We start from the raw sequence: 13,408 nt of genomic DNA, 5'->3' as shown, positions 1-13,408 counted from the left end.
TTCCTATGAGGACATCTGGTCATTTTTTTATTGTTTCTGTAAAAGTTTTTCGACCTGGATTGATTTTGGCTACATCCACATCAATTTTACTAATTGAATCCTCTGATAATGGGATTTTTCCATCTTTCTCAAGCTTTTTCCAAGCCTTGACGTTATCGCGGTAGAGATATTCTGACAATCGATAGATATCCACATCTAATTTTAGGCCTTCTTTATAGGTTTCCTGGATTTCCTTTTTCACTTCTTTTACAATAAGCTCTTTCAGCTCCTGTTCGGTTACTTTTCCTTTAAAACCATTGATGGTCGCATTGATTCTCAATTTGACTTCAAATGTAACAGCCTCTTGTTTGACAAGTGGTTCCACATTGACATGTATTTTCTCAATACTGACCGTTAGTTCTTCCTGGTCACTTGTGTTTAATTGAAAGGTAATCTCCCCACGATTTGTATAGTTATGCATCCATTGACTTCCGCGAGCTGCAGTGTCTTGCACGAACCCCTTAAAGCCATCTTTCGATAGGACACCAACCCCTGAAAAATAGGTTTCCTCAACTTGCTCCTCATCTGTTTCCCAATCGTCTTTAATGGACACATAAGGAATTGTTACTTCATAACTTGGCTCATTTAAGCCAATGACAACATCTCTTAAGTCTTTTGGTTCGATAAATGTTTCTTGTTCTGTTGGGTTGATTGGGTTACTTAATTTTGATGAGGATAACGAATTTCTTAAGATTGGTGTGACAAGCAATATGTCTTCAACTGGGTTTTTTGTACAATACACCCAGATTTGATACCTAGTATCACGAAAGCGTATGAATGTATCGATGACAGGAATAATGTGTTCATTTTCCATAGCCTGCTCTGAAAAAATCATATATCGCATATGCCCCCAAAAAATTTCTTGATCCGAGGAGCGATATAATTTGTAAATTGCCTCTTCTATTGTTTTACCAGTGGCACGTCCTACTTCTGCAGGCGCCACCGTTGCGCTAGGTTGTATAGATTTCGCGACATCAGCGAAATTAATCACTTGTAAATAGACAATATACTCGTCGTTTTCGTAGTCTACACCTACTGCATTTATATAGTACATTCTTTGCGGCTCCGTAATATCCCAGCATCCTGCGAGTAATGTCGTCAATCCGATGATCAATAAAAATTTGAAATAAGTTTTCATGGTTTCTCCACTCGAATTGCTCTTCAGTTGTATTTTATAGTGTTAGCTTAGACAAAAGATGGCTTTTTTATAAAGTGTTAGCTGAGGAAATGAGATTTGGAAAATTATATCCAATGAAACAATTTTCAGGTATGATGAGGCAAGGAGGGGAGAACGGTGACTAGTATTTCATATTGGCTAATTAATACATTTACGAATGAGCTATATAAAGGGAATCCTGCAGCAATATGTCTATTAGATGAAGAAGTTTCTGAGGAGACCATGCAAAAAATTGCACAGGAGGTACCTGTCCCGACAACAGCCTTTATTGAAAAAAAACAGGTTGAATTTACGCTGAAATGGTTTACGCCAAATAGGCAAATACCCATTTGTGGTCACGGCACCCTTGCTAGTGCCTTTGTCCTTTGGCAGCAAGGAATTGTGCCAAAGGAGCACACAATTACATTTCATACAGCAAGTGGTCCTTTACATGCCAAGTGGCAACATGAACGAGTGGAAATCGCCATCAAAACGTATCCAATTGCTGAAATGGAATGTCCTTCAGCATTGGAGGACTGGTTAGGATGTAAGCCCATCTTTGTAGGGAGGACCGAATTGGATTATATCGTGGAAGTAGGCAATGAAGACCTAATTGTACAGTTTGAACCTGACTTTTCTGCGATGAAGCAGTTTCCTGTTCGAGGTATATGCCTAACTAGTCAATCGAAGGAAGAAGACATCGATATCGTATCTCGCTTTTTTTCTCCAGCACAAGGCATTGATGAGGATCAGGTAAATGGATCAAGTCATGGCGCACTAGGCCCTTATTGGTGTGAGAAATTATCGAAACAACAGCTTGTCAGCAAGCAGCTTTCTAAACGTGGAGGTGTAATCTATGTGACCCCTCATCACAACAAGGTATTGATCGCAGGCGCAGCAGTTACAGTATTGCAAGGAGAATTAAACATCTAGATACGGTTTAGAAGGAGATTTGTATTCAAAGTATACAGTTCGTTTTCTATATTTCGCCTTATTTTGGTAACTGCTAAAAAGCGAGAAAAAAATTTGAAATTTGTTGTAACCTTTTTCAATGTTAAACGACTACTCTATTAGTAGAATACAAAAGAACTAAAGCAAGTAGTAACATTCACTTTTCACAAAATGACCAGGGCTCAATTTTGAGTGCCTGGTTATTTTGTTGCCATAACAAAAAGAGGGCACGCACATATGGCATGCCCTCTTCGATTTTATTCGCTCAGCATAGCTTTTAATGTTCGTTTTTGCCAGCCGAGCTTGAAGTATGCATATTGCATAATGAAGTGGACGCAGAAGGTGATTGGATAGGCTAACCAAACGCCATTTAGTTCTAGTGACGTATGGTGAGATAATAGGAACGCTAATGGTACCTGCACAACCCAAATCGTAATGACTAAGAAGATAGTTGGCCATAATACGACACCAGTGGCACGCATTGTAGCAGAAACAGTTTGTGTGTGTCCAAAAATTAAATAGCTCCAAAAGGCGATATATAAATAATTCTTGGCAATAAGTACAGTCTCATGTGAATCGATAAAGAAAGCCAAAATAGGCTCTGCAAACAGATACATAATGAGTATGATCGCGCCACCTAGAAGATAATTAATGCGCACACCCATTTGTCGGATTTTTTTAATCATCTCTGTAGAATTAGCCCCTAACGCCTGTGCTACAAAAACAGATGTTGCAATGGCAATACTCATTGCTGGGACTTGTGCATAGCTAGCTACCTGATTGACAACGCCATAAGCGGCAGTAGCATCCGAACCATAGCCATTCACAAAGCCAATAACGGCAATTTCAGCTACTGAAATGGCAACCATGCTAATACTGGATGGAATGGCTAGCTTTAATAAGGACGTTAAAATATCTTTCTTTAATTTAAAATGCTGTAAGATTGTTTTATCAAAACGTAGTAAATGCTTTGTTTTATGCAAATAGGCTAACAACAGCATCATTGTCACCAGGTTTGATAACACGGAAGCATAGGCAGCCCCATTTAAGCCGAACGCAGGCAACCCCAACCATCCGAATACTAAAGGGGGGAGGAAGGCGATATTTAACACAACACTAATTACTAAAAATAGAAATGGTGTTTTGGAATCACCGACTCCTCGCATAAAGGTTGTATACACCAAATACCAAAACATAATTGGTAACGTGAAGAAAAGTATTTGGGCATAACTAATACTCATGTCTAAAATATTCGCAGGTGTCTGCATAAAACGTAAAATCCATTCGATGAAAAAGCCACCAAAAATCGCGACAGCGATGGATAAAATAGTTGTAAAGGCGAGTGTTACACCAACAACCTCTTTCATTTTGGCATGATTACCAGCCCCAAATGTTTGCCCGACTAAAATAGAGCTTCCTGAACCAATGCCAATTGCAAAGGCCATTAAAAAGAAGAAAAATGGAAAAAATGCCGAAATGGCTGCTAGGGCATCGACCCCTAAATTGCGTCCGACGATAAACATAGCAAAAACTTGGCCAACAGATTGCAGCACATTCGCTAGCATCACGGGAATTAAGAAATTAAAAAAAGCTTTGCGTAGCTGTTGATCATCCTGTAACATTTGTTCGTTCATCATTAAATTCCTCTTGAGTTTTAATAACCCATTTCTTTTAAGATTCTTGAAAGTGTGCGTAGGCGTTCACCAATTAGCTCACCATCATTATTAAGTGCTTGCTGAAAAAGCTGAATATCCTCTTTAATCTGTTCATTTTCTGTGCAAACTTCCACTGTCATGGCATCTCCCTGTAAGCCTACACGATTAATTACAGGGTTTTCTTCATCATATAAATGCTCATGACGATAAGCCTCCTTAAAATAAAGTTCCGTTTCACACACTAAAATAGCGAGATCAAGTACGCGGTGTAGGGGAAGTTCTTCTGATTGGCGAGACCACTTGCCACCTGTATGCCGCCAAACCTTCGCAGAAATATCAACCTTTCCTCGATCATTCCATTGTGCCAGACCAAGGGAAAGCCCTTGTGCATCTGTTTGATAAGCCGTGCGCCCATCAATATTGGCATAATTTTCTGCCACGATGACAGGTTTATGTTTTAAATGTGTTGGAATTTTCATGTATCCGTACTCCTTATCATTTCGAATTTAGTAATTTAGTAAATTACTGCTTTAGTAAATTTAACATTAAACGTTTCTATAAGTCAATCCAAAAGAGCAAAGTTTGAACCCTTTCTTTTAAGACCAGCTAAAGATGGGCTTAGAGTAAGGGATTCATTACAATAAACGTTCAAAATCTGCCGTGGTTTTTACAAAATAGTAAGTTATAATTTATAGAAGTATGATTGATTGGAGAGAAATAGGATGGAAACAGCTAAATATCACCGAATGGTTTATACACGTATATGTGAAAATTTACAAAAATGGGATAATAGTGACTTTGTTAGAGAAGACGAGCTCTATTCATTTTTACATACGTTAAAAGGCACCGCTGGATCAATCGGTTTACATGAATTAACGTCGATTGCTCGTGAAAAGCTAGAGCTTTTGAATGAAGATAGTAACAAGCAATGGACCCAATCAGAATGGAAAAAGTTTCTTGCTCCATTTATTGAAAGCGTTCATTTTTATAAAGAAAATGATTCAATGACACAACATATGGAACATCCTACAACCATCATTAAAAATCCAGCAAAACAAGATTTTATTCTGATAATAGATGATGATGTTGTATTTATTTCCTATTTAAAAAATGTTTTAGAGAAAAAGGGCTACTCTGTCATTGCAGCTCATAATGGTAAACGAGGATTAGCGTTAATTTATGAATTGCAACCATCCATCGTATTTCTAGATATCATGCTTCCAGATTCTAATGGCTTTTCTATTTTAGACAATATTAAAAAGACGAAAAAAGAGCTCATGTTTGTGACAGTGATTAGTAGTAATGATTGTAAAGAAAATCGTATTCGCACATTGGAAATGGGTGCTATGGATTTTATGGCAAAGCCCATTGATGAAGAGCTATTAATCGCTTATGTTTCCAATCGCTTAGCCTATAAAAGAGAATTAGAACAGGCTATCGTCATTGACGAATTAACCCAAATTTATAATCGTAAATTATGGAATCGCAAATGAAGCTTTTCATTAAACACCATCAGCAAAACAAAGAACATTTTTCAATTGCGATTATCGATTTAGATTATTTTAAAAAAGTAAATGATACATATGGTCACCTAGTAGGGGATGAGGTGCTTAAGGGTTTCGCTTCATTGGTGAAGGAGCTAAAAGGAGCTGAAGAAATTGCTTGTCGCTATGGTGGTGAAGAATTTGTAATTTTAATGCCTCGTACAACTAAAAAAGAGGCATTTATTTTTATTGAAAAACTTCGTACCTCCATGGAGAAAAAGACATTTACAGCAAATGGAACTAGCTTCCATGTTACATTTTCTAGTGGAATTGCGGAAGCCACTTCTACCAATTTACATCCTAAAAAGATGCTAGAAGAGGCAGATCAAGCACTTTATACGGCCAAGCAATTAGGGAGAAATCAAACGATCATCTTTGATAACGTAGCTGCTGTGGAGAAAAGAAAGGTGAAAATTAAGATCGTTGTCATTGATGATGTGTATATTATTCGTGATCTGATTACCAATCATTTTAAGCATTTGGAGGAAAATGACGATTATAGGATTGAAACATTATCATTTCCTGATGGCATTAGTTTTCTGGAATCCAATTGGTATGACCCTGCATGCAAATACATTATCTTATTAGATTGGATATTGCCGCAAATGGACGGCATCGAGGTGCTGAGTAGATAAGAGAGCAGCATGCTTCAAGTAATGTAATCGTCTCCATGCTAACTTCACGTGTGGGGGAAGAATACGTCATGAAGGCTTTCATTAATGGGGCGGATGATTATATTGTGAAGCCGTTTAATGTGGCTGAAGTATCGGAACGTATTGTTCGTTTAATTCATCAATGTTTCTTTAATGGGAAAGGGAGAAAAAGACAGGATGGCTAGAATTTTAGTAGTAGATGATGAAGAAATATTACGCATGTTAATACGTGAAACATTAGAAGATTTAGAATTTGATATTGATGAGGCAGAGGATGGCGAAGAAGCCCTAAAAAAAATGATGGAAAGCTCCTATGATTTAATGATACTCGACTATATGATGCCGAATTAACAGGAATTGAGGTGATCGAGCTTCTCCCACCAGAGATTAAAATGTCGATGCCTATTCTCATGCTGACAGCAAAATCACAGAAAGTGATCGTCAAAAGGTATTGATTTAGGGGTAGATTACTTTATGTCCAAACCGTTTAGTCCCATTAAGCTAATGAAACCTGGTGGAGGACATCTTAAATGATTAAGTCGACACCCTTGCTGAATAAAGTATACGCAGCCAATTCTTTAAAATGCTGCTTTTTCTAGTTGTTAGCTTTTTAATCATCATTGCTGCTTTTCTTGTCGTAGTCAATGCAAGTCAAAATGCCTTACAGCAGAAGAGAGAGCAAATGTATGAAAAATCAATGCTTGTGGATGAATTGGAAGAAAATTTTAATGGCATATTTTTTTCGAGCAAGGGGCTACTATGCCTTTCAAATGAGCAGGAATAAAGCTATTGTATGAAAATTTGGAGAATTTCGAAGTTCTATTACAGCAGTTTTCGCAACTGGATTTAACGGAAGAAGAACGAGGGCTCTATAATGAGCTAGTTGATTTTCATTATAATTATAAACAGTTACTCTCCCAAAAGGGTTAAGCTTTGCGAAGATGGGGGATTATGAGGCTTTGCGAGAGCTTTCGAATAGTGGCGCAAATGACCTTGTCAATAAATTTATTGCCTATACAAAATCCTATAAGAAAAAAACAGACCACTCCTAAAACCAAATTTTTAGCAAGACAGTGGAGCAGGGGCAATTATTTACTTTTATTTCGCTCATGATTAGCGGTCTCATTTTACTATTTGTTGGGGTCATTTTACGAAGAGTGCTGAATAATATGATTCGACCAATTGAACAATTAACACTTGCAACCAACGCTTTGGCGTCAGGGAAATCCATTGATTTAGGTAATCTTGTACAAAAGGAGGATGAGTTAGGCATTCTAGCGAACTCATTTCTTAAAATGATACTCTCCATTCAGGATAAGGAAGAGGTACTGACCACTCAAAATGAGGAGCTTTTAGCGCAGCAGGACGAGCTTCAAGAAAATCAGCTACAATTACAAAATTCATTAAATTATTTAGAAAAGTATAATCAATTAAATCATGTACTAACCTTTACGTTAAATAACAGAAACTAATCGATAATCTCCATAATTATTTAAACGACATTTATCAATATGATACGAGTGTGCTGTATTGGATGGAGGGCAATGTTTATGCGACAAAAGGTTTATCACACCAATCTGCTGCAGCCCTAGTTGAAAATTTTGACATGGATAAACAAGCACGATTAAAGCAGGAAAAATCCTTTGTTATTACACGTCAATTGACAGCAAATGAAAAAGGAATTGCACAAGAGTCTTATTATGCCTATGACTTGTATTCTTCCGTGTTTAATTCTAAACGAGAGCTAGTCGCTATTTTAATGGCGACACGAGAGGGGCATCCCCATAATGATCGGGATATAGATAGTTTAAACGGACTATTAAATCGTGTGTCCATCGCATTTGAACGTATTCTTATGTATGAAGAGGTAGAAAATCGAGGACGTTAATCAAACGATTATTGATAATGTCAACGAAGGAATCCAATTAGTTTCTGCTACAGGCGATACCGTTCTTATCAATAGAGCGCTATGTGGTATTGTCAACCTCCTTAACTTGACAACAGAAACAAGTATCCCTAAAAAGGATTGGCTACAGCATTTTCAAAAATGTAGTGCCCAACCTGATGAATAATTGAATTTTTAGAGGCATCTATTATGGAGAGCTGAGGAGACACGAAAATGCCGCTATTGTATGACAGCTGAACATGAAATCTTTGTCGAGGTGTATGCAACTTGTCTTTTTGTGGACAGGAAAAAGTAGGCACCATTTTTGTGCATCGTGATATTACAGAGAATATGAAGTAGATCAAATGAAATCGGAATTAGTGAGTACGGTAAGTCATGAACTGCGAACGCCTTTATCGAGCGTACTTGGCTTTACAGAGCTTCTGTTAACGAAAAATATAAAACCCGAACGACAAAATAAATATATCGATACAATTCATAGAGAAGCGGTACGACTAACCAATCTTATAAATGACTTCTTAGATTTACAGCGAATGGAGTCAGGCAAGCAGCAATATAACATGGAGACACTACAATTAAATGAAATAGCCTTTGAAATTGTCAATCGCTTCCGACATGAGCAAAAGCATAATGTCCATCTAATTGATAAGGCAAGAGAGGTCTATGTCAATGCAGATCAAGATAGACTCGTCCAATTATTTATTAATTTAATAGGAAATGCGATTAAATTTTCTCCACAAGGTGGGGATGTGGAGATTTTGCTAGAAAACAAAATAATAGCATCCAAGTGAGTATAAAAGATGAGGGCATTGGCATATCTAAACAGGATATTGCTCAGTTGTTCCAAAAATTCAAACGAATCGATAATAGTTTAAGACGTAAAATAGGAGGAACTGGACTGGGTCTTTCCATTTGTAGAGAAATCATCTTAAAGCATGAGGGAGAAATATGGATAGAGTCAGAAGAGGGACAAGGTACTACTGTGTACTTTACTTTACCACTTGCAAATAACACTATCACCTTCGATGAAGAGGATGTAACGGGGGATAGCAATGGCTTAAACATTATGCTTGTTGAGGATGACTTAAGCTTAGCTCTACTGTTGTCTGAAGAGCTAAAAAGCAAGGGCTTTACCGTGATTCATCATCATGACCCAAAAAAAGCTTTTGAAGATACACTCAATACGCCTTTACTTGGTATTGTGATTGACATAATGCTGGGCGAAGAAATGAGCGGCTGGGATTTAGTCCGTGCACTAAGAGAAAGAGAGCATACAAAAGAGATACCGATTATTATATCCTCAGCATTAGATGAGGTAAAAGAAATGGTGGACCAATTTCAAATTAAAAAATACTTAACCAAACCATATCCGCCTGAAGAAATATCAAAACTGTTTGTGAAATAATAGGATAGCTTGATTCATTGTCCGTAGCATTATATTGTAAGGAAAATGTGAGCAGTAGCTTAAATTCATAAAAACTTTAATAGGTGAAGCCAAAGTGTTTGTCGCAAGTTGCTCCTTACAAGCAGGCATTAAAGGCGAACAACTTAAAACAAGAAAAATAAGTTTCGTGAATTTTTCTTCAAAAATGTGTAACCTTTGCCAAGCTGGCACGACTACTGTACTAGTAGAATACAAAACACTAAAGCAAACTAGTAGGTTTCACTTTTCACAAAAAGACCAGGGCTCAATTTTTTGAGAACACCTGGTCTTTTTGTGTGCTGGTAACAAAGTGGAAGTAATGCTAAAATAAGATAAATACTTTAGAATTTTCATGAAATTTAATCAAAATCACGCATAGAAATTTGAAAAAAATGAAATCCCCCATCGTTTTTTCAACTAGGCGTAAAAAGGAGTTCAGACATGCAGGTTCGTCCAATTTAAAAATCTCCCAAGAAAAAATAAAATCTTAATTTTGGGGGATAAAACGTGTTTAAAAACCGATCTTTTTCACTTTTATTGACAGGTCAATCTTTAGCGGATATTGGTGATATTCTCTATATAGTAAGCGTGATTAGTATAATTTATCGTTTCACCAACTCGGCGATTGCTACTTCCTTCGTACCGTTTATTATTACTACTTGTATGTTGATTTCCAGTTTGCTAACACCTCTTATTACGACAAAAGTGTCGTTGAATCAATTGCTAACTATTTCTCAAGGCTTTAAAACCGCTGTCATTTTGGGCCTTGCCTTGTATGTACAATGGGTAGGCGACCAGCCGATGATTGGCTTTGTGTTTTTATTGATTGCGATGGTTGCGTTTTTGGATGGTTGTGCCAATCCTATTCGTCAATCCTTGCTACCTCATTATGTGGAAGAAAAGGATTTATTGCGAGCAAATAGTATTGCAGAAACGGTTATCCAATCCATTCAGGTGGGTTCTTGGTTTGTTGGCAGTTCCTTGCTGCTTCTCTTTACACCATCACAGCTTATATGGGGCGTTGTCGTCCTTTTTTTCATGGCAACATTGCTTTTAAAGCTTTTACCAGATGTGGCACGTATGGAACGTCCACAAAAAAGAAATGGATGTTATTTATGCAAGGGTGGCAATCCATCCATCAAACACCTGTACTAAAGGTAGCTGCACGTATGGATTTACTGGAATCGATGGCAGGTGCAGTGTGGGTCGCAGCGATTTTACTTGTTTTTGTAGAAGAAGCATTGCAGGCTTCTTCTCAATGGTGGGGTTATCTCAACGGCATTTTTTTTATTGGCATGATTATAGGGAGTATGATTTGTTTAAAATGGACCAAATTTATTGAGCGTAAGAAAGCTATGTTCATAAGTGGAGGTGCGCTGTTGTCCGCTATTTTTACATTATTCTTTGCGGTTAGTATCACACCATTGATGGCTTTACTCTGTTCTTTGCTGATTGGCTTATGTGGGCAATTAAAAAACATTCCACAGCAAACCATCATTCAAACAAGTGTCTCAAAGGAGAAATTACCAACGGTGTATACATCGTTGAATGTCATTGTGACAGGGGTATTCGGCCTTTCATCTTTAATGATGGGCATGTTGTCAGAATGGTATGGGATACGAGTTGTTTTTTTCCTTTCAGCTAGTATGCTACTTCTCGTAAGTGTGATTGCCTATAAAAATAAAACATCTTTCACGTAAGAAAGAGTAGCCCTTACTTTTAGAGTAGGGGCTATTTTTTATAAAAAGTTCATATTCTGTTAGTTGATAGTATGGTAAAATATACAAATATTTGTATATTTTAAAAGGAGAGTTAGTATGAATCGTAAAAAAACAAGTTTCATTATCTCTGCACTTATCATAGCAATCTTTATTGGTGTGGCATTAAAAAATGTTTTTTTCCAAGCATCTCTTACACCATCAATGACTGTTTTGGAGGATGGCACCAAACAAATTAATTATGAAACTGCTTTAACAAAGCTAGATCAATCCTCCACAACGTTTGAAGCATATAAGGGCAAAATAGTAGTAGTGAATTTTTGGGCGTCCTGGTGTGGACCTTGTCAACAGGAAGCACCTGAACTAGAGGCATTCTATCAACAAAAATCAAAGGATGTCGAGCTGCTAGCCATCAATGCCACAGCCTATGATAGCTATAAGAAGGCGGCAGCATTTAAGGATACCTATGATTTATCATTTCCTATCTTCCTAGACGAAGAGGGAGTACTACAGAAAACGTTTGAAGTGGTGAATTATCCTAGTACCTTTATCTTTGATAAAGAAGGAAAATTACAGCACAGCGTGAAAGGCGAACTCACTCAACAACAATTAATACAATTGATTGATGATCTCTAAGAACAGAATAAGTCTTATAGACAATATATTTAGAAAAATGAAACTTTTTCTAAAAAGATGCGTAGAAGTAGCTAAAGAAAAAGGAAGGGGCTCCTTTAATGCCACGGAAACACATGATTATTATCATCATTGCATGGATTGTAGAAATATCGTTGACGTACTGGGTTGCTACAATATTCTCTGTGAGATTTATCGAAGTGATGTTTTTCACGGGCATTGCCTTTACCTTAGGAACGTTTTACTTTTCGAGTAGCGGTGGAGCGATGTCAAGGCTTTATACATCCCAAGTGAGTGCACAAACAGGGATTATTCATGAGCGAGAACGGTTCAAGGTTAAACTTGGACCCGTATTTATAGCGTCACTGATATTTTTCCTTATTGGATTGGTATTCTTTATTTTACTTGTAACAGGCATTATTCCACCACAAAAGGTGTGAAAGTTATTGGCTTCCACCTGCAAAAAATCAAGATGGCTAGGTGCTCATTTTGATTTTTTTGCGTTGTATAGAATTTGTAGAGTGCTATATTATAAAATAGGCTTCGATAATTGTATTTTTACAATTATAAAGGAATAAAAAGGTAACTATTATACTATAATTACCCTTTGTTATTAGTAATTTGTCATGCAAAATATGTATATCTATGGAGGTATACAATATGTTAAAGGAGCTATCAAACCGCAGTGCCCCAAAGTCGAAACCAACAAAATAGAGAGAAGAGTAGACCCCAAGAACCTGACGTTCAGTATAATGCTATGCTAGAAATTCAAACAATGGAAAGTAGCATAAAAAGATACATAACAGTGCATGGTGATCACTTGAATGCAGCTGAATATCATTCTTTACTGCAAATGATTAAGAGTTTAGAGGAATTGAAAACAGCGATTAAAGGGGTCTCATTAGATTAGGCACATTCTTTATTGGATGATCTGACAATCCGGTTTGTCAGATCATCCTAGGAATTAATCCACCGGTAATAAGTAAAAGTGAAGTTTTGACCATTCATTTCAAATGATTCTCCGCTTCTATCCAATGGTTTAAAACCGTTTTTTTCTAATACTTTTTGAGAGGCTATATTGTTCGTTGTTGTTTGTGCCTCAATGATGAGCATGCCTTGCTGGCGCATAAGGTCTAATACTAATTCTAAGGCTGTATGGGCAACCCCTTTCCCACTAAATTCTTTTCCTACTCTATAACCGATATGGCCTAATCGTTGATCCTTATCAATATCGATTACATTGATTCTTCCTATAATTTCTTCAAGTTCATTTTTTATTAGATAGAAATAGGATAGCTGTTGTGCTTGCTCCTCTAAAAGCATGTCATTTTTTCTTTTGAAATTTGGTAATTCGTAATAGTCATCCCCTCGACTTGGGACGGTTTTTTCAAAATAGGCCCTATTTTTAACCTCAAATGCATATAAGTTTTCAAAATCACCCTGTGTTAATGTTTCCAATCGAATTTTCATGGCATCTCCAATCAATTTTGGTTTTTCTTTCATTATACCTGTAGTCTAGGGTTAATCTCACTCAATTTTGTGATTGTTCAGATTTTGTAGATGTGTGGATAGACATGAATACTGGTTTGCTTTTTCAGCCAAAAAAGGACCGTCATTAAAAAGACCTTCTTCCTGTCGGGTTTAGTGAATTAAAATAGTGAACGGACAAGTAAATTAGTAGAGGCATTGAGATTTTTTAAGAGAGTCCTGTAATTTTCAAAATGTGGAAG

At 36.9% G+C, this 13,408-nt stretch carries 20 protein-coding genes; 16 read left to right on the top strand and 4 right to left on the bottom strand.

What is annotated here, in order from left to right; genetic code table 11:
- Window positions 1-19: 19 nt before the first annotated feature.
- Entirely contained in the window at window positions 20-1,177 is a 1,158-nt protein-coding gene (locus tag HXV90_RS04885; RefSeq protein WP_066036817.1) for a Ger(x)C family spore germination protein, read from the bottom strand.
- A gap of 156 nt (window positions 1,178-1,333) precedes the next feature.
- On the opposite strand from HXV90_RS04885, the gene HXV90_RS04880 reads away from it, so the two are divergent.
- Complete coding sequence (locus HXV90_RS04880; protein WP_269898514.1) at window positions 1,334-2,128, top strand: PhzF family phenazine biosynthesis protein; 795 nt, start codon at window positions 1,334-1,336, stop codon at window positions 2,126-2,128.
- Window positions 2,129-2,403: 275 nt separating this feature from the next.
- Here HXV90_RS04880 and HXV90_RS04875 read toward each other — a convergent pair whose 3' ends face one another.
- On the bottom strand, window positions 2,404-3,783 hold the full coding sequence (locus HXV90_RS04875) for an MATE family efflux transporter (protein ID WP_259420171.1): 1,380 nt from the start codon (window positions 3,781-3,783) through the stop codon (window positions 2,404-2,406).
- A gap of 17 nt (window positions 3,784-3,800) precedes the next feature.
- Window positions 3,801-4,280, bottom strand: a complete 480-nt coding sequence (locus tag HXV90_RS04870) for a DUF6530 family protein (protein ID WP_016994140.1) — start codon at window positions 4,278-4,280, stop codon at window positions 3,801-3,803.
- 243 nt (window positions 4,281-4,523) lie between these two features.
- Between HXV90_RS04870 and HXV90_RS04865 the strand changes: the two genes are divergently transcribed.
- The 15 genes from HXV90_RS04865 to HXV90_RS04800 all read left to right on the top strand — a co-directional run bounded on the left by HXV90_RS04865 (window position 4,524) and on the right by HXV90_RS04800 (window position 12,588).
- Window positions 4,524-5,294, top strand: a complete 771-nt coding sequence (locus HXV90_RS04865; RefSeq protein WP_269898513.1) for a response regulator — start codon at window positions 4,524-4,526, stop codon at window positions 5,292-5,294.
- On the top strand, window positions 5,291-5,980 hold the full coding sequence (locus HXV90_RS04860) for a diguanylate cyclase (protein ID WP_269898512.1): 690 nt from the start codon (window positions 5,291-5,293) through the stop codon (window positions 5,978-5,980). Before HXV90_RS04865 ends, HXV90_RS04860 begins: the two co-directional genes overlap by 4 nt.
- A 68-nt stretch (window positions 5,981-6,048) precedes the next feature.
- Window positions 6,049-6,183 carry a hypothetical protein gene (locus HXV90_RS04855; protein ID WP_269898511.1) on the top strand — a complete coding sequence of 45 codons (135 nt, stop codon included), beginning with the start codon at window positions 6,049-6,051 and terminating at the stop codon, window positions 6,181-6,183.
- Entirely contained in the window at window positions 6,176-6,349 is a 174-nt protein-coding gene (locus HXV90_RS23485; RefSeq protein ID WP_442916330.1) for a response regulator, read from the top strand. Before HXV90_RS04855 ends, HXV90_RS23485 begins: the two co-directional genes overlap by 8 nt.
- A 232-nt stretch (window positions 6,350-6,581) precedes the next feature.
- On the top strand, window positions 6,582-6,782 hold the full coding sequence (locus tag HXV90_RS04845; RefSeq protein ID WP_269898510.1) for a hypothetical protein: 201 nt from the start codon (window positions 6,582-6,584) through the stop codon (window positions 6,780-6,782).
- 5 nt (window positions 6,783-6,787) lie between these two features.
- Window positions 6,788-6,928 carry a hypothetical protein gene (locus HXV90_RS04840; protein ID WP_269898509.1) on the top strand — a complete coding sequence of 47 codons (141 nt, stop codon included), beginning with the start codon at window positions 6,788-6,790 and terminating at the stop codon, window positions 6,926-6,928.
- Between the two features lie 239 nt (window positions 6,929-7,167).
- Window positions 7,168-7,470 (top strand): HAMP domain-containing protein, encoded by a 303-nt coding sequence (locus HXV90_RS04835; protein WP_269898508.1) that lies wholly within the window; start codon window positions 7,168-7,170, stop codon window positions 7,468-7,470.
- A gap of 62 nt (window positions 7,471-7,532) precedes the next feature.
- Entirely contained in the window at window positions 7,533-7,886 is a 354-nt protein-coding gene (locus HXV90_RS04830; protein ID WP_269898507.1) for a hypothetical protein, read from the top strand.
- A 362-nt stretch (window positions 7,887-8,248) separates the two neighbouring features.
- Complete coding sequence (locus tag HXV90_RS04825) at window positions 8,249-8,695, top strand: sensor histidine kinase (RefSeq protein WP_269898506.1); 447 nt, start codon at window positions 8,249-8,251, stop codon at window positions 8,693-8,695.
- Complete coding sequence (locus HXV90_RS04820) at window positions 8,692-9,309, top strand: hybrid sensor histidine kinase/response regulator (RefSeq protein ID WP_269898505.1); 618 nt, start codon at window positions 8,692-8,694, stop codon at window positions 9,307-9,309. Before HXV90_RS04825 ends, HXV90_RS04820 begins: the two co-directional genes overlap by 4 nt.
- A 525-nt stretch (window positions 9,310-9,834) precedes the next feature.
- Window positions 9,835-10,482 (top strand): MFS transporter, encoded by a 648-nt coding sequence (locus HXV90_RS23435; RefSeq protein WP_333474119.1) that lies wholly within the window; start codon window positions 9,835-9,837, stop codon window positions 10,480-10,482.
- Window positions 10,443-11,027, top strand: a complete 585-nt coding sequence (locus HXV90_RS23430; protein ID WP_333474118.1) for an MFS transporter — start codon at window positions 10,443-10,445, stop codon at window positions 11,025-11,027. Before HXV90_RS23435 ends, HXV90_RS23430 begins: the two co-directional genes overlap by 40 nt.
- Window positions 11,028-11,144: 117 nt before the next feature.
- Window positions 11,145-11,681: a TlpA family protein disulfide reductase gene (locus HXV90_RS04810; RefSeq protein WP_269898504.1), complete on the top strand. Its 537-nt coding sequence runs from the start codon at window positions 11,145-11,147 to the stop codon at window positions 11,679-11,681.
- Window positions 11,682-11,779: 98 nt separating this feature from the next.
- Window positions 11,780-12,118, top strand: coding sequence for a hypothetical protein (locus HXV90_RS04805; RefSeq protein ID WP_048392945.1), 339 nt, complete (start codon window positions 11,780-11,782; stop codon window positions 12,116-12,118).
- A 245-nt stretch (window positions 12,119-12,363) separates the two neighbouring features.
- Window positions 12,364-12,588 carry a hypothetical protein gene (locus HXV90_RS04800; RefSeq protein ID WP_269898503.1) on the top strand — a complete coding sequence of 75 codons (225 nt, stop codon included), beginning with the start codon at window positions 12,364-12,366 and terminating at the stop codon, window positions 12,586-12,588.
- A gap of 47 nt (window positions 12,589-12,635) precedes the next feature.
- On the opposite strand, the gene HXV90_RS04795 is transcribed toward HXV90_RS04800, so the two are convergent.
- On the bottom strand, window positions 12,636-13,148 hold the full coding sequence (locus tag HXV90_RS04795; RefSeq protein ID WP_269899024.1) for a GNAT family N-acetyltransferase: 513 nt from the start codon (window positions 13,146-13,148) through the stop codon (window positions 12,636-12,638).
- Window positions 13,149-13,408 lie beyond the last annotated feature (260 nt).

The sequence above is a fragment of the Lysinibacillus sp. JK80 genome (genome assembly GCF_027557635.1).
GTDB classification, from domain to species: Bacteria; Bacillota; Bacilli; order Bacillales_A; family Planococcaceae; genus Lysinibacillus; species Lysinibacillus capsici.
This window is presented reverse-complemented; position numbering and strand designations above follow the sequence as displayed.